Below are 18,381 nucleotides of genomic sequence, written 5' to 3' on the forward strand. Positions count from 1 at the left end.
CGGCGGTGCCGGCACGGAAGGCCTTGCCCGGGAGCCGCGAGGGGCTTGGGATTGGAAACACCGTGACAGGCCCAGTATCCGCCCGCCCTTCTGGATCGAGGTCCCGCCCTGTTGCCACGTCGATACCTCCGGGAAGACCAAAACGTTGCCGAATGGCAACCTCCGGACCTTCCGTCTCTCTGGTGCCCCAGGGAACTTGAGTCTACGATGAGGTCAACGTTGCACCATTGGTTGAAGGTATGCGACGTATCAGCAGTTTCGTCCGGGGATGAGCAACACTTTGATGGGGGATGACATGGTTGACTTAGAAAGTTTCGAGGAAGCCCACTACCTGACTGTCGCCGAGGTCGCTTTGGCCATGCGCGTCTCAAAAATGACTGTGTACCGTCTGGTGCACGGAGGGGAACTGCCGGCGGTGCGTTTCGGCCGGTCCTACCGGGTTCCCGCCCAGGCCGTGAAGGACTACCTCATCGCCGAGCCGCACGCGGCGGCACCGGTGCGCCTTTCCGCCTCGAACTAGCCGGGCCCGTCGGTGTCGACCGGTCCAGCGCACAACGCCAGACGCCGCCGGCCTCCGGGCTTCCGTGCCCCCCAAAGGGGAAACGGGAACCTGGCTGCCGGCGGCGCCTAGTGCACTGCCACGCTTGCTGCGTGTTAGTGGTTGTGTCCTGCGTGCGAGTCCGGATCCGCGGCCGGCTTTTCGGCGACCAGGGTTTCGGTGGTGAGCACCAGGGCGGCGATCGATGCAGCGTTGCGCAGCGCCGAACGAGTGACCTTGACCGGGTCGATGACGCCGGCGTTGATCAGGTTCTCGTACACGCCGGTCAGGGCGTTGAAGCCCTCGTTGGCCGGTGATTCGGAAACCTTGGCGGTGACGACGTAGCCGTCGAAGCCGGCGTTCTGGGCAATCCAGCGCAGCGGCTGGACCAGGGCGCGGCGGGCAATGCCGACACCTGCAACGGCGTCGCCGGTGAGGGCGAGCACGGCGGGGTCGGTGTCCAGCACGGCAAGGGCGTCAACCAATGCGGTGCCGCCGCCGGCAACGATTCCCTCTTCGAGGGCGGCGCGGGTGGAGGAGACGGCATCTTCGATGCGTGCCTTGCGTTCCTTCAGCTCGACCTCGGTGGCTGCGCCGACCTTGATCACGCCGATGCCGCCCGAGAGCTTGGCGAGGCGCTCGTTGAGCTTCTCGCGGTCCCACTCGGAATCGGTGCGGGTCAGTTCGGCCTTCAGCTGCGAGACACGGTCATTGACGTCCTCGACCGTGCCTGCACCGTCAACGATGGTGGTCGAGTCCTTGGTGATGGTGATGCGGCGAGCCGTACCCAGCACCTCGAGGCCGACCTGGTCCAGCTGCAGCCCCAGGTCCGGGGAGACAACCTGTGCGCCGGTGAGGATGGCAATGTCCTGCAGCATGGCCTTGCGGCGGTCGCCGAAGCCGGGGGCCTTGACGGCCACGGCGTTCAGGGTGCCGCGGATCTTGTTCACGACGAGGGTGGAGAGGGCTTCGCCCTCGATGTCCTCGGCGATGATGAACAGCGGCTTGCCGGCGGCCAGCACCTTTTCCAGCAGCGGCAGGAACTCTGCAACCGTGGAGATCTTGCCGGAGTTGACCAGGATCAGCGCGTCCTCCAGGACGGCCTCCTGGCGCTCCGGGTCGGTGACGAACTGCGGGGACAGGTAGCCCTTGTCGAACTGCATGCCCTCGGTGACAACCAGCTCGGTGGCGGTCGTGGAGGATTCCTCGATGGTGATGACGCCATCGGTGCCAACGGTCTCGAAGGCCTTGGCCAAGAGCTCGCCGATTTCCTCGTTCTGTGCGGAGATGGCCGCGACGTTGGCGACCTGCTTGCCCTCGACCGGAACGGCGTTGTCCTTCAGGCGCTGCGCAACTGCCTCAACGGCAACTTCGATGCCGCGCTTGATTTCGCCCGGGGCGGCGCCCGCGGCAACGTTGCGCAGGCCCTCCTTGACGAAAGCCTGTGCGAGCACGGTGGCGGTGGTGGTGCCGTCGCCTGCAACGTCGTTGGTCTTGGTGGCTACTTCCTTGGCCAGCTGCGCGCCAAGGTTCTCGTAGGCGTCTTCCAGCTCGACCTCACGGGCGATGGTCACGCCATCGTTGGTGATGGTCGGTGCGCCCCAGGCCTTTGCCAGCACCACGTTGCGGCCGCGCGGGCCGAGGGTCACCTTGACGGTGTTTGCGAGCTTATCAATGCCCGCTTCGAGGGCGCGTCGCGCCTCTTCGTTAAAAGCTAGCTGCTTTGCCATGTCTTGCTCCTTATAAGCTACGTAAAGCCCCGGCCAGGGGCCGGGGCTTTACGAGGAAAAACTACTTTACGACGATGGCCAGGACGTCGCGGGCCGAGAGCACCAAGTACTCGTCGCCGCCGACCTTGACTTCGGTTCCGCCGTACTTGGAGTAGATCACGACGTCGCCTTCGGCTACGTCAACGGGGACGCGGTTGCCGTTGTCATCGACGCGGCCGGGGCCGATTGCCACGACTTTGCCTTCCTGCGGCTTTTCCTTGGCGGAATCAGGGATGACCAGACCGGAAGCAGTGGTGGTTTCTGCTTCGAGCGGCTGGACGACAATGCGGTCCTCGAGAGGCTTAATGGAGACGGACATCGTCTCTCCTTTGCGTGAGTTACCAATGGTTTACGGGCCGTTCGGGTGGTACCAACCGTCGTCGCGGTGCCAGCTGGTGAATTACCTCAGGCTTTCAGCACTTGCCGGGATCGACAGGCGCCACCAATGACTCTAGGCAACCATTAGCACTCGGTCAAGGCGAGTGCTAATTACGGGGTCATTTACGCCCTCGGCGCATCTAACGAGTTGCGCCGATGTCTCCGAAGTGGCGCTGGGAGTCGGCACTTTGCCGAACCTTGATCGGGACATCGGAATCGTGGGTAAGTACTGGGTAGTCGGAGAAGAGCGGGGCTCCCCTCGGACCTCCCGCCGGTTTTCCCAAGGAACCGGCACCGTCGAGGGGAATTCACTCTGGCCTCCCCAACATGAACAACGGCGCCATCCCCACGAGCAGGACGCCTTCATCCTGGAATACCCCTGCCTCATTGTCGGAAAGTGCCGTTCACTTCCCACCGCTGTTCCATTTCCTACGCCCCTCGAACCCATCGTTCGCCGCGTGTCATTACGTAGCGCTTCCAGACGTAGCCCCAGGGGGTCACGGCAAGGATCGGCACAACGAAGAGAACGTTGAAGAGCATCGTCGCCGTTGCCGCATCCATGTCGTTGGCGATCAGGTGGGGCAGCGCCACGATTGCGAGCCACAGAACCTTCCACATCGTTTCGAACAGCAGAATCGGCAGCATCCCGAGGGGATAGCGGAGACCAAGGAACGCCAGCAGGGACATGGCAGTCAGAATGCAGAGAACCACCCCTTCGAACACGGGCATCGACGATGCCTGGAGCAGCAGCGGCCACTTAACGATCATCAGACCCACTGCCATGAAGAGATAGCCGCCGCGCATCATGTTCAGGCGGAAGGTGGGCAGTTGCCCGGGCCCGGTGGTCAGATCCGGGAGCGGTGCTGCCGCTTGGGGCTGCAAAACTTGGGGCTGGGAAACCGGAAGCGTTGACGAGGCGGAGGATGGCATTGTCTTGTACCTTTCGAATGCTGCGGTTTCGACGGTGCGGGTGCGGTGGCAAAACCCTGGGGTGATGTTGTTGCTGTCTTGACTCAACTTTCCCTGCCGCCGTGAGAGCGCGCATCGTCGGAATGGCCCGAATCGCACCGACCGAAAGTACGGCTTGGTCCTCGGCCAACCTGCCGATGTCTTCCCCCGATTTACGGGCGAGGATCGAGTCATGACAACTGAAACCACCAACAGCCGCGCTCAAAACGGTTGGCCGCCCAAACGCCGCAGAGCCCCGTGGCTGGCACCCGCCGGGCTGATTCTCCTCAGCCTCATACCGGTGATCGCCGGCATGTTCCGGGTCACCGAGCTGACCAGCGGCGGCGTCATCACCCCAGACAACGCCCGATTCTTCGCCTCGCCGATTCCGGTGATCACCCACATCGCCAGCGCCACGGTATATTGTCTGCTCGGTGCGTTCCAGTTCGTGCCGTCGCTTCGCCGCCGGCGCGGCTGGCATCGCATCGCCGGCGGCATCCTAATTCCCGCCGGCCTGCTCGCTGCCCTGTCCGGTTTGTGGATGACAGCTTTCTACGCATCGCCGGATGGCGGCAGCGCGCTGCTTATGGTCTTCCGGTTGTCCTTTGGCGCGGCCATGGCGGCTTGCATATTCCTTGGAATCATCGCGCTCAAGCGCCGGGACTTCAGCGCTCACGGCGCCTGGATGACCCGCGCCTATGCGCTTGGCATTGCGGCGGGAACCCAGGCCGTCGTGTTCGCGTTCTGGATCCTCGGCGTTGGGCCGGTCAACAGCCTGACCGATGCGCTACTCATGGGCGCAGCGTGGGTTCTCAACGCCGCAGTCGCCGAGTTCGTGATTCGCCGGCGCGCCCAGATGGCCCGCGCATTCCCAGGCCCCCGCTGATGCGCCAGTATCATGAAGGAGTGACCGGTCTCTTGCGCTCCGCGTGGAATGCGCCAGGCGCAGTTCCCCCTCCCCCACGCCGGGTATGGCGGGACTGGGCGCTGGTATCGGTGGTCGTGCTTGTCGCACTGCTGGAGGCTACTCTCCGCACCGACCTCTCCCAACCCCTGCTAGCGGCGATCATCGTGATCGGCTCGGCCCCCACGCTGTTGTGGCGGCGGACCCTGCCACTGCCCATGCTCGCGATCGCGCACGGCGCCGTGGCAGTAGCGACCCTGCTGATGGGCAACTCGATCCTCTACACGAGCGTGTACGTCATCGTGCCGGCGTACGCACTGTTCCGATGGGGCAAAGGCCGAGACCTCATGCTCGGGTCCGGCATCCTTCTCGCCAACCTCGTGGTTTCCGGCCTGGGCGGTGCGCCTTTCGCCGACATCGTCGGAGAGGTCGGGTTGACCGTCATCGTGGTCACCCTCGGAGTTGCCTTCCGCTACCGGGCACGGGCAAGGATGCGGGAGATCGACCGCGCCAAGTTGCTGGAACGGGAAATGCTCGCCCGGGATTTGCACGACACGGTCGCCCACCACGTCTCCGCGATCGCCATCCGCGCCCAGGCCGGGCTGGCGACTGCCTCCCTGAAGCCGGAAGCGGCAACGGATGCGCTCCGCGTGATCGAGGCGGAAGCGTCCAAGACCCTTGCCGAGATGCGCTCGATGGTGCGCGTGCTGCGTCAGGGCGACGCGCCTGAACTGGAGCCTGAACTGGCTCCCGGCCGGACCATCGCCGACGTTGGGCAGCTCGCCAACACTGCGCAAGTGGCTGGCCCCGGGGCGGCCGGTCCGCGCGTCGATGTTCGCATAACCGGTGATACCCAGAGCATCCCGCCGACCGTGGCCGGCGCCATCTTCCGGCTGGCGCAGGAGTCGGTGACGAACGCGCGCCGCCATGCCCGGGGCGTCTCCATCATCGACGTGGCCCTCGAGGTGGATGAGGGTGGAGTGCGACTGACGGTGACCAACGACGGTGAAGCGGCGCCGGCCGCGACGCCGGGCTACGGCATCACCGGAATGATGGAACGCACCTCACTGCTCGGCGGCACCTGCCACTCCGGCCGAGCGCCCGGCGGCGGTTGGGTTGTGACCGCAGTGCTCCCTCGTGTTGGATGGACCACATGACGATTCGCGTGCTCATCGCCGACGACCAGGAGTTGGTGCGCACCGGCCTTGGCATGATCCTCGATGCGCAGCCCGACATTGACGTCGTGGGGCAGGCATCCGATGGCATCGAGGCGGTGGCGCTCGCTCGCCGTCTTCAACCGGATGTCTGCCTGTTCGACATTCGGATGCCCCGTCAGGACGGCATCGAGGCCACCCGTGCCATCGCCGGACCGGGCGTGGAGAATCCCCTGGCGGTTGTCATCATCACGACGTTCGACCTCGACGAGTACGTCTATGCGGCCCTGCGGGCCGGGGCCAAGGGCTTCCTGCTGAAGGATGCCGGTGCGGATTTGCTTGGGCAGGCGGTGCGTGCCGCCGCCAGCGGCGATGCGCTGATCGCCCCCAATGTGACGGTGCGATTGCTCGAGGCGTTCGCGGATGCGGCGCCGGCGGCTGCCCCCGCCCAACCGGTCGAGCCGCTCACCGAACGGGAGGAGCAGGTGCTGGCGGCCGTTGCCCGCGGGCTGGGCAACAACGAGATCGCGAGCGAGCTGTACATCACCCTGAGCACCGTGAAAACCCACGTCGCCAGCCTGATGGCGAAGCTCGGTGCCCGAAACCGAGTCGAGATCGCGATTTGGGCGTACCAGACCAAGCGGAGCCCGCGTCGGCCAGGAGCCACGCCGACAGGGCGTTAGCGGTCCATGGGAAACGCATCCTCGAGGAAGTCTTTGTCTTCCGACTACGCGAATTGCGTGAAGCTTCCGACGTGACTCGGGTACAGCTGGCAGGCCGGCCGAACCCGAGTCATCCAGAACAGGGTGTCGCGAATGGAGCACGGGGATATTGGGCGGGCGCAGTTTGATACCTTGCGCACGGGCTACCAGGTGATGTCCCCTGCGGTCGCAATCGGCTTCCGGCCGGCCGCCCGATCAACCGGAAATATTCCGGACTCTTGCCCCACCTCGGGGAATTGAAGCAGCGTCCGCGCTTGAAGTTCGCCCACGGATACCTGGTAGATCCGGAACTCGTCCAGGGCCGGCACGGCCCGCAGAGGGTCGAGGTCCTGGGTCAGTAGGAAGTCCCGGGCCTTCACTCCTCCTTGTTCCCGGAACGCCAGCAGCTTCCAGTATTCCGAGGCAGGGCCACGCCCCGGTCCACACGGTCATCGCGACGTAAGACGGGGCCGGCAAAGACGCTGGCCGCAGGTCCTGGACATTGACGTCCTCGTAGAGCGCGTTTTCCAGCCGACTCCAGATCCCTTCCTGCCTGCTCTGGTTGAAGTCATCCGTGTGCGGGGCGATGTTGCCGTAGTAAAAGGAGTCACGGTTGGCCCTGCGCCGATTCGCCGATGCTAGGGCAGGTTGCCAAGGCGAACACCTGCGGTCCCGCGCGTGGGGAACCGCCAGGGGCTTCGGAGCTCCCCCAGTGGCGGAAGGCCCCTAGGCGGGCCGTCCTGGTTCGGGAGCGGTGACGGGGCGGAGTCGCTCCTCGAGTCCGGCTAAGAGGATGGTGATGCCTTGATCAAGTTCCTCGGCGCCGTCGTAGTCGGCCAGGACGGAGGCAAGGTTGCGCAGCTGGGGAAACTCCTTGGGCGGAAGCCGGTGCAGGCCCAGCCGCAGGATGGCCTCATTTTCCTCTGGGTCGACGATGTGTTCCTGGAGTTCGTTCAGGATGTGGCCGTAGATATATCCGTAATAGGCCCGGTAGATGTGCAGGGCACTTTCAGGCGTGAACCCGGCATGGATGAGCAGCGCCAGGATCTGCTCCAGCGGGCGCAGCGTTCCCAGTGGGCGCAGGCCCAGCGGGGTGGACAGGGGCCGGGTGACCAACAGCGGGACCACATGGGGGTGGGCCAGGGCCAAGTGCCGGAACCCGTGGGCGACCTTGCGCAACTGGGACTGCCAGTCGGCGTCGACGGGTTCGATAACCAGTTCCTGGAGCACCATTTCCGAGATGCCGTCCAGCAACGCGGCGCGGTTGGGTGCGTACCGGTAGAGGGCCATCGCATCGCGATCAAGGATCTTTCCCAGCCGGCGCATGGTCAGGGCTTCCAGGCCCTCGTCGTCCACCAGGCGCAGGGCCGCAGCCAGCACTATCTCACGCGTCAGCCGCTCTCGCCGCTTGGGGGCCGGCGCCCCGGAAGGCACCTGGTTCGGACCCTGCTCTTGCTCCGGGACTGCGTCGTCTCGGGTCGGATTCTCGGGCATGCGGTGATCGGACTCCATGGGTAGTGTGCGGCCCTGCCAGGGGTTCTGCAGGGTTGCCATACCAACAGTCTACATGTAGCGTCTACAACAAAGGTCTACAGTAGATATCTACAGCGTAGAGATTGCAGGCAACACAGATTTTTCACCAGATACAACGGTTCAGCAGCGAGCCAGGGTATTTCCCATTGAGGAGCACGCCATGAATCGCCCATACCGGAAACCACCTTCCACGCAACTGTCCCGACGACGAGCCACTGCGCTCGAACCTCCATGCCTCCCGGCCCATGCACCCTCGGCCCCCCACGGGAGGCCCACACCATGCGCGTGATCGAGAACAACCGGGAACAATGCCGCTACGAACTCTACGAGTCCGGCGACTTGGCGGGATTCGTGCAATACGGCATGCGTGAGAACGAAATGTGGGTGCACTACACCCAGCTCAAGCGCCGTTACCGGTCCGAAGAACTCATCGAGGAACTCCTCTTGCATGTCCTTAACGACGTACGGCGCAGCCGCCTGGCCATCATGCCGTTCTGCCTCGCCCTGCGAACCCTGATGGACGAGAAAACCGAATACGCCCCGCTGGTCCCCGAGCTGTGGAGGCAGCGCTTCCTGGGTCGAAGTGATCCGCAACGGCGGCCCATGGGCTACGTGCGCTTCACTGGATCCCCCAAGCGCCGCAGCACCGCCAAGGAATGCGACACGCTGCCGGTGCCGCAGTCCATCTCACGAGGCCATTCTTCCTGGACACCTCCATCGCCCTCCGACCCTCGGGTCAATGGGGCACCGGCCAATATTCCAGCCACCTGAGCGGGGGCAGACAGGCCAGCATGCCTCCCGGAGCAAACCTGCCGCCCCGCCACCCCCAGAAGGCAAACCGTCCAACCAACGACAGGAAAATACGTGCACGAACTGAATCTGATCCGGGCTGCGGCCGAAGACGTGGCCGCCGCCCGAGTGGTGCTGAGCGAACGCAGCCAAGCCCTGAAAGCCATCGTCCGCACCGCCCTGGATCACGGAGCTGTCCCGGCCGACGTGGCCCGGGCCAGCGAAGCCGCACTCCCGATGCCCGCAATGCCCGCCAATACCAGCCCGCCCGTGCTGACGGCCTGAGCCGTAAGAAGAAAAGGCCCCTGCAGGAGACCTCCTGGGTTCTCCTGTAGGGGTCGACCTGCTCCATCCGCACACCGAAGACAAGGGCCCGCTCGTTCACGAGTGGGCCCTTGTACTGTCTGAAGCGAGGACATCGTTCCCACATGTCGCGGGACATCGTGCACAGTGACAGTGCAGCGGTGTCGCGGGACATGAAGCCCATTCTGGTGGTGGGCCGCTGTGGCGCGACATGGGTCTACCAATAATCCCCGCCCATCTCTCGCGACATCGTTCATACGCGGAGACGATGGACCATGGGAAAAAACAACCTCATCATCCAGTCCATCGTCCAGGGTCGCCTCACCCCCGCGCAGGCAGCCGAGCACTTCGGGGTCAGCCGGCGCTGGGTCTACGAATTGATGCGCCGGCACCGCGCTCAGGGGGACGAGGGGCTGGAACCACGATCCAGGCGCCCGCTCTCCAGCCCCCAAACCACCACTGGCGCCGTGCAGGAACGCATCCTGGCCCTGCGCCGCGAGCTGACGGCCAGGGGTCTTGACTCCGGGGCCCAGACCATCGCCTGGCACCTGCGCCGGGAAGGCCTCGCGGTGCCGGCGGCCTCCACCATCCACCGCATCCTGCGCGCCGAGTCCCTGGTGGCGGACCAGCCACGCAAGCGCCCGCGCGCTTCTTGGCACCGCTTCGAGGCCGAGCAACCCAACGAGACCTGGCAATCCGACTTCACCCACTGGACGCTGGCCGACGGCAGCGACGTGGAGATCCTGAACTTCCTGGACGACCACTCCCGCTTCCTGCTCTATTGCACGGCCCACCGGCCGGTGACCGGGCCCGTGGTGCTCGAAGCGTTCCTGCAGACCGCCGACACCCATGGATTCCCGGGTTCCACGCTGACCGACAACGGCCTGGTCTACACCGCCCGGTTCGCCGGGGGCCGGGGCGGGCTAAACGGCTTTGAGCGGACGCTGCGGGACCTGGGGATCGTGCAGAAGAACGGCATGCCCAACCACCCGCAAACCCAGGGGAAGATCGAGCGGTTCCACCAGACGCTCAAGCGCTGGCTGGCCACCCGGGACCCCGCGGGGACGCTGGAGCAGCTCAACACGGACCTGGAGCTCTTCGCCCGGATCTACAACACCGAGCGGCCCCACCGAGCGCTGGAGAGGCGAACCCCGGACCAGGCCTACACGGCCAGGCCAAAGGCCATCCCGCAGGGCCACCACGCGGGGCAGCACTACCGCGTGCGAACCGACAGGATCGATGCCACCGGCAAGGTCTCCCTGCGCCACCACGGCAGGCTGCTGCACCTGGGCCTGGGCCGGGAAGGCATCGGGAAGAGCGTCACGATTCTCGTGGCCGACAACGACGCCACCGTGTTCGAAACCGGCAGCGGAATAATTCTCGGCGAGTATGCCCTGGACGCCACCAAGGACTACCAAGGCAAAAAGAAAAAGCCCCCGGAAGAAACCGAAGACCAAACCTAAGGAACGATGTCGCGGGACATCCAAGGGAAAAAGAAAAAGTCCCCGGCAAAAACCGGAGACCCATCTTAACGAACGATGTCGCGGGACATATATGAACCATGTCCCGCGACATCACAAGTGGGCCCTTGTACCGTTCGAACCCATCCCACCAGGATGCCGCGGCGCTTAGAGCCTGAGCCCTGGCATGCATCCAACCTCAATGTGAAGCAACGACATGCACCATCGGGCGCCCATAAGCCGAGACGCCACCGCAACAACTGGGCCGCGGAAGTCAATCCACTGGAGTGAATGGTCGGCTTGTGTGGTCCCCTCATGATTTCTCGTCCCGAATTGTGGGTGCGGTAGTGCGGTCTCGAGTGCAGCACCATCGGTTGCTGCCGATGAAGAATACCCCGGCAGTCGCTCCATGGGCGGCACTCCAAGACGCGCAACTCGGTGTCTACGGCCGCCCGGGCCCGACGACTGCAAGGCCCGGCCACCATCTTGGTGGCCGGGCCTTTGCGTTGCGCGTGCCCTGTCCGGGGCGGCCGTCTACTTGACCGGGCGCACGTTGGAATAATTGACCACGCTGCGGTAGCCGGGTTTGGAGCCGGTGACGCGGACGGATACGATCTTGCGCCGGTCGGCCGGACGCAGCACGTATGTCCGGGAGGTGGCGCCGGTAATCCGGATGCTGTCCTCGCGCAGCCACTGGTAGCGCACCGTGGTGCCCGGGGTCCAGTTGCCGGGGTCGGCGGTCATTTTGCGGCCCACCAGTGCCGTGCCGGTGATGCGGGGCGGGGTGTTGGCCAGCACCCCTTAGCCGGGCCGCTTGGCCGCCGAGTACCGTACGGCCGGGGTGTACCCGGCCCTGGTGCCGGTGGCGCGCAGGCGAATCTGCTGGCCGCGATCGGCCGCAACGGGGACGTAGCTGGTGTGCGTGGCGGCAGCACCGGTTGAGACCCAAAACGCCCCTACGGAGCAGTCCCTTTTAATCCGAGTAGAATTCCGCTTGGAACGCGCTGCGGATTGAATGGATGTACCGGATGGATTCGTTCTCGTCCGTTCCCAGATGTTGTTCGATCCACGAATAATACCGAACGGCTTCATGCAGGAGACCAGGAATAAAGTCCTTCGGATCAACCATGGCAGTTTGGCTGTTGACGCTGAAGAGCGCCGTCCGCCCCTTCGCCTGCAATCGGAGAGGAACAGGCTGGTCCGGAAAAAGCCTTTCGGCTGATCCCTTCTGAATGAATTCTTCGACCAATTCAAGCAGGGCATGCCAAATGCCGGAGACCTCGTCCCAAAGATCCGCGGAGATCAGGTCGTGCCCGTAATAGGTCAGTGAGAGAAAGCCGTCACTGCCGTACGGGTTCTTCTTGAGACGCTCCCGCCATAAATCGGCCGCTCGCTCTGGCTCGTTGAACATGCTGACCAGATACCTGTCGGGATTCTCAACGAAGTCATCCAAATCGGTCACGGTGTGCGGAAGCAGTATGAACGCTTCGCTCTGCACGGCGGCTTCGGTTGGTTCTTTCATCTCTCCTAGTACCTACCTCGGTTGGAACCGTGGCATTTGCACCTCATCGGTGACCCCATCTGAAATGCAGGTGCCGCAGAATCAAGCACGGGCAAGCGCCGATTGCCCGGGCACAGGATCCGTGCCGATGCCTACGCCCTCGGCGCATCCGGTGCGGCGGGCTTGGGCGAAGCGGGGAAAAGGGCTTTCAGCCGGGCCTCGGCGTCCTCGGTGGCGGCTGCGGCGGCCTGCTGGTTGGCCTCGGTCACGGCGGCGATCATCTCGGCCCGCTGGATCTTGATGCCGCGGGGCGCGTCGAAGCCGATCTTGATCGAATCGCCTTTGACATCCAGGACAGTCACCACGATGTCCTCGCCAATCAGGACCTGTTCTCCGACCTTCCGCGTAAGTACCAGCACCTTGCCATCATAACCCGGTGCCCATCACCGGTTTTGACTGTCGTGCCACCCTGCGGGCCAGTCCTTGCCGCGGGTCCTCGCTTTTGAGCCGCACCCCAACGCGCTTGGTCCCCGTCAGGAATCGACCAAATGGGGAGGCGCTGCCATCGTTCCGAACCCAGACCGGTCGACGCCTTGCAAATCCCTTTACATGCCGGTGTGGGTGAAGCAACGTGGAATGCATCCAAACCGCTACTACGAAAGGCAGAATGCCCCATGTCCGGAAACCTGCTTGCCCGCTCAATCCATGACCTGTCCGCAGCCGCTTGGTTCGGCGGTTCCCTCATGGGTGCTGTGGGTCTGAACGGTGCCACTTCCCAAGCGAAGGACTCCACGGAAAGGACCCGGCTCTCCAGCTTGGGCTGGAAGAAATGGGCCCCGGTCCAAACCGCGGCATTTGCAGCCCACCTGGCCTCGCTGGGCCCGATCCTCTGGGAGAACAAGGGTCGGTATGCAGCCCAGGACGGCGTCATGTCGGCAACATGGATCAAGACCGGTGTGACGGTGGCCGGCGCAGCCGTCACGTTCTATGCTGCCGTCCTGGGCAAGAAGGTCGATGAGTTGTCGGATGAAGGGGCCCGCGGTGCAACCGAGCCCGGTCCCGAAACATCTCCCGAATTGGCAAAGGCACAAAAGCAGCTTCGCCAGCTGCAGTGGGCAATTCCCGGCTTCGCCGCCGCGGTGATCGTGCTGGGCGCCAAGCACGGCGAGATGCAGCGGCCGAAAAACGTCAAGCTCGGACTTCTGAAGGACTGAGCGGGATTCCGTGCTCCGGCACGGTGATCCAAAGTATCAACTCCAGACAAAATGCGTGACCGTGAACGTCCTTGGGGTGTGGCACCCCAAGGACGTTCACGTCGCATCCCGAGCAACCACATAGGTGACAACAGAATGATGGGAACCGAAAGTGCATCTGGGACATTTCCCGAGGCAACGTACATCCTGCCGCTGAAATGGCACTCCGACTCCGGCCTGGATGACCTTGCCGAATACCTTGGCCACGTCGTCAAGTGGGTCCGGGTGATTGTGGTGGACGGATCCGAACCCGACCTTTTTGAAAACCACGCAGCACGCTTTCCTTCGGCAGTGGTGCACCTGCGACCGGTTCCCATGCCGGGGGCCAACGGCAAGGTCGCCGGTGTGCTCACGGGAGTGCATGCCGCGCGCGACGAACTCCTGGTCATTGCCGACGACGACGTGCGCTACGAACGGATCCAGCTGGAGCAGGTCTTGGACCTGCTCGAGCGCGCGGACATCGTGCGACCGCAGAACTACCTGGCGCCACTGCCGTGGCACGCACGGCTGGACACCGCCCGTTCGCTGGTCAACCGGGCCTTTGGAGCCGACTATCCGGGAACCTTTGCCTTGCGCCGTTCGGTACTGATGGCAGCAGGGGGATATGACGCCCACGTCCTCTTCGAGAACCTTGAACTGCTGCGCACCATCGATGCCGCCGGGGGCCGGGAAATCCGTGCCAACGATGTCTTTGTCCGCCGCCTGCCGCCCACCTTCAAACATTTTTCGGGACAGCGTGTTCGCCAGGCCTATGACGACTTTGCCCAGCCCCTGCGCCTAGCCGTGGAGCTTTGCTATGCCCCGCTCATACTGGCCGGCATCTACCGTGCCCTGCGGGGCCGACCCGGCCTGGCTTTCGCCTGGCCGTTCGCGGTCTGGGCGATCGCCGAGATCGGACGGCGACGTGACGGCGGGGCCCAGGTGTTTGGAGGCGGTGCCGCCTTATGGGCTCCGGTCTGGGTTCTTGAACGGGCATTGAGCATCTGGGTCGCCATGGGACACAGGGTTGCCGGAGGCATGCCCTACGCAGGCACGAAGCTCAAGGTGTCGGCGCATTCGCCCTCCACGTTGCGCCGGAGGCTCCGCAACAGATCCTTCACCCTGGAACCGGACATGCTTCCGAACGTTCGCGGCAACGACCAAAATCCTTCCGCCCCTCGATCCGCATCGTTAGAGTCGACCTACGGCGTAGGCGATCCGGCAGCATGAACGCCGGCAACAAGGGACTTGCCGAATCGAGGGAAGGCCCCGCACGCGCCGAACATTGCAGGCTTCACACGAAGGAGAACCCCTGATGGCTGAAACAGAGAACACCAACCCCGACTCGAACTCAAACCCGGACGATGTGACGCAGCCTGAAATTCCCGAAACAGGTCGGGAAGACCAAGCGGAGCCGGCGAAGGACAAGGAGCACTCGGAGACCTTCCCCGAGGAACCGGACCCGGAGGAAGCCCAGGCCGATCTGGACCAGGCGCAAGCCGGCGAACCGACAGACTAACCAGGACCCGTTCGGGAAAATTCTCCTGGAAGGATCCCGGTTTCATCCTTCGAGCACGCGGCCAACACCATGGATTGTTGAATGCTTTTGCTTCACAAAAGCGTCAGTATTCACCTCGCACGGAATTCGGTTTGCCCCTGCTACCCACGGCATCTACAATTTCGGAAACGTGTTGAACAATCGGGAGGAATAACCATGGCACAGGATTACGACGAAGCACGCCCGGATGTAGCCGAAGCTTCCGAGCGCACCCTGAAGGCCGTTCAGGAAATGGATGCGCCCACGGCGAAAAGTGTCCATTCCGAATTGGAGGAAACGGACCTTTCCGACGGAACCGAGCTTCCGGGCGCGATCGTGCTCGATGAGCTCGTGGTGGAAGTTGTCCCCCAGGCTGCGGATGAGTTCGTCTGCGGAGAATGCTTCGTTGTCAGGCACCGCAGCCAGGCCGCCAAGGAAGTCGATGGCGTCAAGATCTGCCGCGACTGCGCGGAACTCTAAAAGTCCCGAGCGTCACTCCTCGGAAACATTTGCCTGAAAACCCGGATGGCCGTCTGTATTGCAGACGGACATCCGGGTTTCCGTGCTTAAAGCCATCAAAGTAGCAGTCCCGGTTCCTTGGAAGTGGAACACCCTGACCCGGAATCCAAATCAGGGTCAGGGTCTTCCACGTCCTACCTGGCAGGAGGGCTGCTCTCATGCCTAAAACTACACGGTCAGCCAGCAGGCACATGCTGCCTACAACGACCAGCAGCAGTTACATAACGCACAGCATCGTCTTCTTGCGAGAATCGCGACAGGTGATAAAGCCACCTGATCAAGTAAGTGAGACCGCTCAAGGATGAGGTGCTACCGACTGACCTGACGAATCAGGGGACATGAAATTCACGGTTCCCCGGCGTCCCCTTGAGCGGTCAAGGGGAGGCAAGTTCTTCAGTCGGGTTGGAGATCGGTCAGCGCAGGTCTTTGCCCTTGGTCTCGGGAATGGTGAAGATCACGGCGATACTGATCAGCAGCAGCACCAAGGCGTAGAGGCCGAAGGCGATGGGACCGAAGCTGCCGGTGAGCCATGAGTTCAGGTACGGGGCGGTGCCGCCGAAGATCGCCACGGCGATGGAGTACGGCACGCCTACGCCGACGGTGCGGATGTTGGTGGGGAACATCTCGGAGTAGACCGCGGGAAGGATCGCCGCTGAGGCTGCGATAAACACCAGCATCACGGACATGGACACGAACAGTTGCCACGGGGAATCCCGCAGCAGCCAGGTCATGGGGAAGTGCATCAGGGCCGCTCCGCCCATGCTGATCCACAGCACGGGTTTGCGCCCGATCTTGTCCGAGACCTTCCCCCACAGCAGGAGCGCTGCTAGGAAGACGATGTTGGCCGCGGCTCCGGCCCACAGGGCTGCCCCGCGGTCCATGCCCAGGCTGGTCGAGGCGTAGGTGGGAGCCAGCACACCCCAGGTGTAATAGACAACGGTTCCGCCGATGGTCATGCCGATTACCTGCATCGCCTGCTTGCGGTGGCGGACAATCTGCGGCCACATCGGCTCGCGCTTTTCGGCCGCCGACTCGTGCTCAAAGACGTCCGTCTCCTTCATTCGCGACCGCATGACCAGGGCGTACAGCCCCAGCGCCGCGCCGATCAGGAAGGGGACGCGCCAGCCCCAGGCGAGCATGTCCTCTTTGCTGAGCACCATGACCAGGACCACACCCAACATCGTTCCGACCAGGTTGCCCAGGGTTCCCGAGACGTAGATCAGGGTGGACCAGAAACCGCGGTGCTCGCGTGGCGCCATTTCCGAGAGGTACGTCTGGGACGAGGGCAGCTCGCCGCCGTGGGCCAGGCCCTGGATCAGCCGGGCGACCAGCAGCATCACCGAGGCGAATGCGCCGACTGCGGCGTAGGTCGGGGTAATGCCGACCAGCAGGGAGCCCAGTGAGGACATGCCGACCGCAAGCGTCATGGAGTACTTCCGTCCCACCCGGTCGCCCAGCCAGCCGAAGACGAAGCCGCCTAGCGGCCGGGCGAGGAAGCCGACGGCGAAGATCGCCAACGTGGACAATACGGCGGAAGCGGGGTCTTGGTTGTTGAAGAGTTGGCTGGCGAAGAACGGGGCGAAGGTCGCGTAGATCATCCAGTCGTACCATTCGACGGCATTGCCGATGCCGGTGCCGATGACGGTCCGGCGCCTGCTGACCGGGCGAGCCGGTGGCGAGGGCTGGGCCGGGGTGCCGCCGTCGAAGGCGGTCTGCGTGGGTATGTCCATGGAAGGGCTCCTGAGATGAAAGAACTGAAGAAAGAGGGAAGGAAGAAGACGCTTGGGTCAGCGGGCGCCGGCAAGTTGGGCGATACGGTTCAGCGCCAGTTCGGTATAGAGGGCGGTTCCGTCTGCGAGTACGTTGTCGTCGAAGGTGGCCAACGGCGAGTGGTTGAACGCGGCGGTCCGGTGATCGGTCTCCGGGTCCGCGGCGGAGAGGCAGACGAAGCTGCCGGGCACCTCAGCGAGGATCCGTGAGAAGTCCTCGGATCCACTCATCGGCTGGGCGAGCCGGGCGTAGCGCGACCCGTCGAAGAGTTCGCTGATGACCCGTTCGGTGATCTCCGTCTCCGCGCCGTCGGTGACGGTCATTGGATATTCGGGCCGGTAGTCCACCACGACTTCCAACCCGTGGGCGGCGGCGATGCCTTCGAGCAGCCGGGGCGCCGCCGTCATCATCTTCTCGCGGCTCGAATCGGAGAAGGTTCGTATGGTGGCCTCGAAACGGGCCGAATCCGGGATCACATTGCGTTTGGTCCCTGCCTGCAGCAGGCCCACGCTGAGCACCACCGGATCGAACATGTTGAACTGGCGGGTGATCATCACCTGCAACGCGGTGACCATCTCGGAGACGGCCGTCACCGGATCCTTGGCTGCTTGCGGCGCGGAGCCGTGCCCGCCGGCCCCATGCACCGTGACTACGAGCCCATCCGAAGCCGACATCAGGATGCCCGGCTTGGTGAAGAGCATTCCGTTCGGTTCCATCGCGGACATCACATGCAGCCCGTAAGCGGCGTCCGGGCGGCGTCCGGCGGCATCCAACACGCCCTCGCGCAGCATCACTCCGGCACCGTCGAACCCCTCCTCGCCCGGCTGAAACATCAGGACAACGTCGCCGGCGAGTTGGTGCCGGCGCTCGGCCAGAAGCGTGGCGGCTCCGGCAAGCATCGCGGTGTGGAGGTCGTGGCCGCAGGCGTGCATCGCGCCCTCGATGCGGGAGGTGTAGTCCACACCGGTGGCTTCCTGAACCGGTAGCCCGTCCATGTCGCCGCGCAGCAGCACCACCGGCCGTCCCGCGCCGCCCGCTTCGGGGCGGTCTCCGGAATCCGGGGCGGTGCCGCGGAGCACGGCGGTGATCGAAGTGGTCTCACGACCAAGTGTGATCTCGTACGGCAGCCCCTCCAGCGCCTCGAGGACCTTTTCCTGCGTGCGGGGCAGCTCCAGCCCGATCTCAGGTTCCTGGTGCAGCCGGTGGCGCAAACGGACGATGTCGTCCTTGAGCTCGTGGGCGTCGGCAATAACTGACATGGGTGGTAACTCCTCGTGTTTAGCGGCTCTGATAATTGTCGCGTGAGGTGACTCATAATCGACTAGAATGCAGAAATAAATCTCTT

Annotated in this window: 21 protein-coding genes and 1 pseudogene; 11 read left to right on the top strand and 11 right to left on the bottom strand. The window is 63.9% G+C overall.

The genetic code is table 11. The features are described from left to right. Positions 1–295: 295 nt before the first annotated feature. Positions 296–520: a helix-turn-helix domain-containing protein gene (locus tag ABD687_RS06225; RefSeq protein ID WP_264271678.1), complete on the top strand. Its 225-nt coding sequence runs from the start codon at positions 296–298 to the stop codon at positions 518–520. Between the two features lie 134 nt (positions 521–654). On the opposite strand, the gene groL is transcribed toward ABD687_RS06225, so the two are convergent. The 3 genes from groL to ABD687_RS06240 form a co-directional block, all read right to left on the bottom strand. Next, entirely contained in the window at positions 655–2,268 is a 1,614-nt protein-coding gene (gene groL, locus ABD687_RS06230) for a chaperonin GroEL (RefSeq protein ID WP_310292687.1), read from the bottom strand. A gap of 61 nt (positions 2,269–2,329) precedes the next feature. Continuing rightward, the gene (gene groES / locus ABD687_RS06235) at positions 2,330–2,626 is read right to left on the bottom strand and encodes a co-chaperone GroES (protein WP_217391057.1); all 297 of its coding nucleotides are present in this window, start codon (positions 2,624–2,626) and stop codon (positions 2,330–2,332) included. A 488-nt stretch (positions 2,627–3,114) separates the two neighbouring features. Then, entirely contained in the window at positions 3,115–3,615 is a 501-nt protein-coding gene (locus tag ABD687_RS06240) for a hypothetical protein (RefSeq protein ID WP_310292684.1), read from the bottom strand. A gap of 211 nt (positions 3,616–3,826) precedes the next feature. Between ABD687_RS06240 and ABD687_RS06245 the strand changes: the two genes are divergently transcribed. The 3 genes from ABD687_RS06245 to ABD687_RS06255 all read left to right on the top strand — a co-directional run bounded on the left by ABD687_RS06245 (position 3,827) and on the right by ABD687_RS06255 (position 6,374). Further along, positions 3,827–4,519 (top strand): DUF2306 domain-containing protein, encoded by a 693-nt coding sequence (locus tag ABD687_RS06245; protein WP_310292682.1) that lies wholly within the window; start codon positions 3,827–3,829, stop codon positions 4,517–4,519. A gap of 116 nt (positions 4,520–4,635) precedes the next feature. Further along, positions 4,636–5,694: a sensor histidine kinase gene (locus ABD687_RS06250; RefSeq protein ID WP_310292679.1), complete on the top strand. Its 1,059-nt coding sequence runs from the start codon at positions 4,636–4,638 to the stop codon at positions 5,692–5,694. After that, positions 5,691–6,374, top strand: coding sequence for a response regulator (locus ABD687_RS06255; protein WP_264271683.1), 684 nt, complete (start codon positions 5,691–5,693; stop codon positions 6,372–6,374). The genes ABD687_RS06250 and ABD687_RS06255 overlap by 4 nt, the downstream gene beginning before the upstream one ends. A 182-nt stretch (positions 6,375–6,556) precedes the next feature. Here the strand turns inward: ABD687_RS06255 and ABD687_RS06260 are convergent, their stop codons facing one another. The 3 genes and pseudogenes from ABD687_RS06260 to ABD687_RS06265 form a co-directional block, all read right to left on the bottom strand. Further along, positions 6,557–6,772 (bottom strand): hypothetical protein, encoded by a 216-nt coding sequence (locus ABD687_RS06260; RefSeq protein WP_310292675.1) that lies wholly within the window; start codon positions 6,770–6,772, stop codon positions 6,557–6,559. A 142-nt stretch (positions 6,773–6,914) separates the two neighbouring features. Then, positions 6,915–7,085: pseudogene (locus ABD687_RS20700) on the bottom strand (DNA/RNA non-specific endonuclease); the annotation flags it as partial. A 33-nt stretch (positions 7,086–7,118) separates the two neighbouring features. Beyond that, the gene (locus tag ABD687_RS06265; protein WP_310292672.1) at positions 7,119–7,946 is read right to left on the bottom strand and encodes a TetR/AcrR family transcriptional regulator C-terminal domain-containing protein; all 828 of its coding nucleotides are present in this window, start codon (positions 7,944–7,946) and stop codon (positions 7,119–7,121) included. A gap of 258 nt (positions 7,947–8,204) precedes the next feature. Here ABD687_RS06265 and ABD687_RS06270 point away from each other — a divergent pair, with 258 nt between their 5' ends. The 3 genes from ABD687_RS06270 (at position 8,205) to ABD687_RS06280 (ending at position 10,480) form a co-directional block, all read left to right on the top strand. After that, the gene (locus ABD687_RS06270; RefSeq protein WP_310292669.1) at positions 8,205–8,696 is read left to right on the top strand and encodes an N-acetyltransferase; all 492 of its coding nucleotides are present in this window, start codon (positions 8,205–8,207) and stop codon (positions 8,694–8,696) included. Between the two features lie 93 nt (positions 8,697–8,789). Then, positions 8,790–8,999: a hypothetical protein gene (locus ABD687_RS06275; RefSeq protein WP_310292666.1), complete on the top strand. Its 210-nt coding sequence runs from the start codon at positions 8,790–8,792 to the stop codon at positions 8,997–8,999. A gap of 266 nt (positions 9,000–9,265) precedes the next feature. Further along, entirely contained in the window at positions 9,266–10,480 is a 1,215-nt protein-coding gene (locus ABD687_RS06280; protein ID WP_302266470.1) for an IS481 family transposase, read from the top strand. A 531-nt stretch (positions 10,481–11,011) separates the two neighbouring features. On the opposite strand, the gene ABD687_RS06285 is transcribed toward ABD687_RS06280, so the two are convergent. From ABD687_RS06285 to csrA, 3 genes are all read right to left on the bottom strand, one after another. After that, entirely contained in the window at positions 11,012–11,275 is a 264-nt protein-coding gene (locus tag ABD687_RS06285) for a hypothetical protein (protein ID WP_310292663.1), read from the bottom strand. A gap of 175 nt (positions 11,276–11,450) precedes the next feature. After that, positions 11,451–11,999 (bottom strand): hypothetical protein, encoded by a 549-nt coding sequence (locus ABD687_RS06290; RefSeq protein WP_310292661.1) that lies wholly within the window; start codon positions 11,997–11,999, stop codon positions 11,451–11,453. Between the two features lie 131 nt (positions 12,000–12,130). Beyond that, entirely contained in the window at positions 12,131–12,397 is a 267-nt protein-coding gene (gene csrA / locus ABD687_RS06295; protein ID WP_217391056.1) for a carbon storage regulator CsrA, read from the bottom strand. A 255-nt stretch (positions 12,398–12,652) separates the two neighbouring features. On the opposite strand from csrA, the gene ABD687_RS06300 reads away from it, so the two are divergent. The 4 genes from ABD687_RS06300 (at position 12,653) to ABD687_RS06315 (ending at position 15,227) form a co-directional block, all read left to right on the top strand. Then, positions 12,653–13,192 (top strand): hypothetical protein, encoded by a 540-nt coding sequence (locus ABD687_RS06300; RefSeq protein ID WP_264271691.1) that lies wholly within the window; start codon positions 12,653–12,655, stop codon positions 13,190–13,192. Between the two features lie 135 nt (positions 13,193–13,327). Beyond that, complete coding sequence (locus tag ABD687_RS06305; RefSeq protein ID WP_310292656.1) at positions 13,328–14,440, top strand: glycosyltransferase family 2 protein; 1,113 nt, start codon at positions 13,328–13,330, stop codon at positions 14,438–14,440. An 85-nt stretch (positions 14,441–14,525) separates the two neighbouring features. Further along, on the top strand, positions 14,526–14,729 hold the full coding sequence (locus tag ABD687_RS06310) for a hypothetical protein (protein WP_310292653.1): 204 nt from the start codon (positions 14,526–14,528) through the stop codon (positions 14,727–14,729). A 195-nt stretch (positions 14,730–14,924) separates the two neighbouring features. Then, on the top strand, positions 14,925–15,227 hold the full coding sequence (locus ABD687_RS06315; protein ID WP_264271694.1) for a DUF4193 domain-containing protein: 303 nt from the start codon (positions 14,925–14,927) through the stop codon (positions 15,225–15,227). Between the two features lie 452 nt (positions 15,228–15,679). On the opposite strand, the gene ABD687_RS06320 is transcribed toward ABD687_RS06315, so the two are convergent. Both ABD687_RS06320 and ABD687_RS06325 read right to left on the bottom strand, forming a co-directional pair. After that, positions 15,680–16,996, bottom strand: coding sequence for an MFS transporter (locus ABD687_RS06320; RefSeq protein WP_264271695.1), 1,317 nt, complete (start codon positions 16,994–16,996; stop codon positions 15,680–15,682). A gap of 57 nt (positions 16,997–17,053) precedes the next feature. Then, positions 17,054–18,295, bottom strand: coding sequence for a M20 metallopeptidase family protein (locus ABD687_RS06325; RefSeq protein ID WP_264271696.1), 1,242 nt, complete (start codon positions 18,293–18,295; stop codon positions 17,054–17,056). Between the last annotated feature and the right edge of the window lie 86 nt (positions 18,296–18,381).

It is taken from the genome of Paeniglutamicibacter sulfureus, from assembly GCF_039535115.1.
Taxonomy (GTDB): Bacteria; Actinomycetota; Actinomycetes; order Actinomycetales; family Micrococcaceae; genus Paeniglutamicibacter; species Paeniglutamicibacter sulfureus.

Bases quoted from the DNA above. Each gene is read 5' to 3' on its own strand.
- ABD687_RS06240 (WP_310292684.1), bottom strand. From the start codon at position 3,615: ATGCCATCCTCCGCCTCGTCAACGCTTCCGGTTTCCCAGCCCCAAGTT.
- ABD687_RS06245 (WP_310292682.1), top strand. From the start codon at position 3,827: ATGACAACTGAAACCACCAACAGCCGCGCTCAAAACGGTTGGCCGCCC.
- ABD687_RS06265 (WP_310292672.1), bottom strand. From the start codon at position 7,946: ATGGCAACCCTGCAGAACCCCTGGCAGGGCCGCACACTACCCATGGAG.
- ABD687_RS06315 (WP_264271694.1), top strand. From the start codon at position 14,925: ATGGCACAGGATTACGACGAAGCACGCCCGGATGTAGCCGAAGCTTCC.
- ABD687_RS06225 (WP_264271678.1), top strand. From the start codon at position 296: ATGGTTGACTTAGAAAGTTTCGAGGAAGCCCACTACCTGACTGTCGCC.
- ABD687_RS06255 (WP_264271683.1), top strand. From the start codon at position 5,691: ATGACGATTCGCGTGCTCATCGCCGACGACCAGGAGTTGGTGCGCACC.
- groES (WP_217391057.1), bottom strand. From the start codon at position 2,626: ATGTCCGTCTCCATTAAGCCTCTCGAGGACCGCATTGTCGTCCAGCCG.
- groL (WP_310292687.1), bottom strand. From the start codon at position 2,268: ATGGCAAAGCAGCTAGCTTTTAACGAAGAGGCGCGACGCGCCCTCGAA.
- ABD687_RS06325 (WP_264271696.1), bottom strand. From the start codon at position 18,295: ATGTCAGTTATTGCCGACGCCCACGAGCTCAAGGACGACATCGTCCGT.
- ABD687_RS06300 (WP_264271691.1), top strand. From the start codon at position 12,653: ATGTCCGGAAACCTGCTTGCCCGCTCAATCCATGACCTGTCCGCAGCC.
- ABD687_RS06305 (WP_310292656.1), top strand. From the start codon at position 13,328: ATGATGGGAACCGAAAGTGCATCTGGGACATTTCCCGAGGCAACGTAC.
- ABD687_RS06310 (WP_310292653.1), top strand. From the start codon at position 14,526: ATGGCTGAAACAGAGAACACCAACCCCGACTCGAACTCAAACCCGGAC.
- ABD687_RS06270 (WP_310292669.1), top strand. From the start codon at position 8,205: ATGCGCGTGATCGAGAACAACCGGGAACAATGCCGCTACGAACTCTAC.
- ABD687_RS06290 (WP_310292661.1), bottom strand. From the start codon at position 11,999: ATGAAAGAACCAACCGAAGCCGCCGTGCAGAGCGAAGCGTTCATACTG.
- ABD687_RS06320 (WP_264271695.1), bottom strand. From the start codon at position 16,996: ATGGACATACCCACGCAGACCGCCTTCGACGGCGGCACCCCGGCCCAG.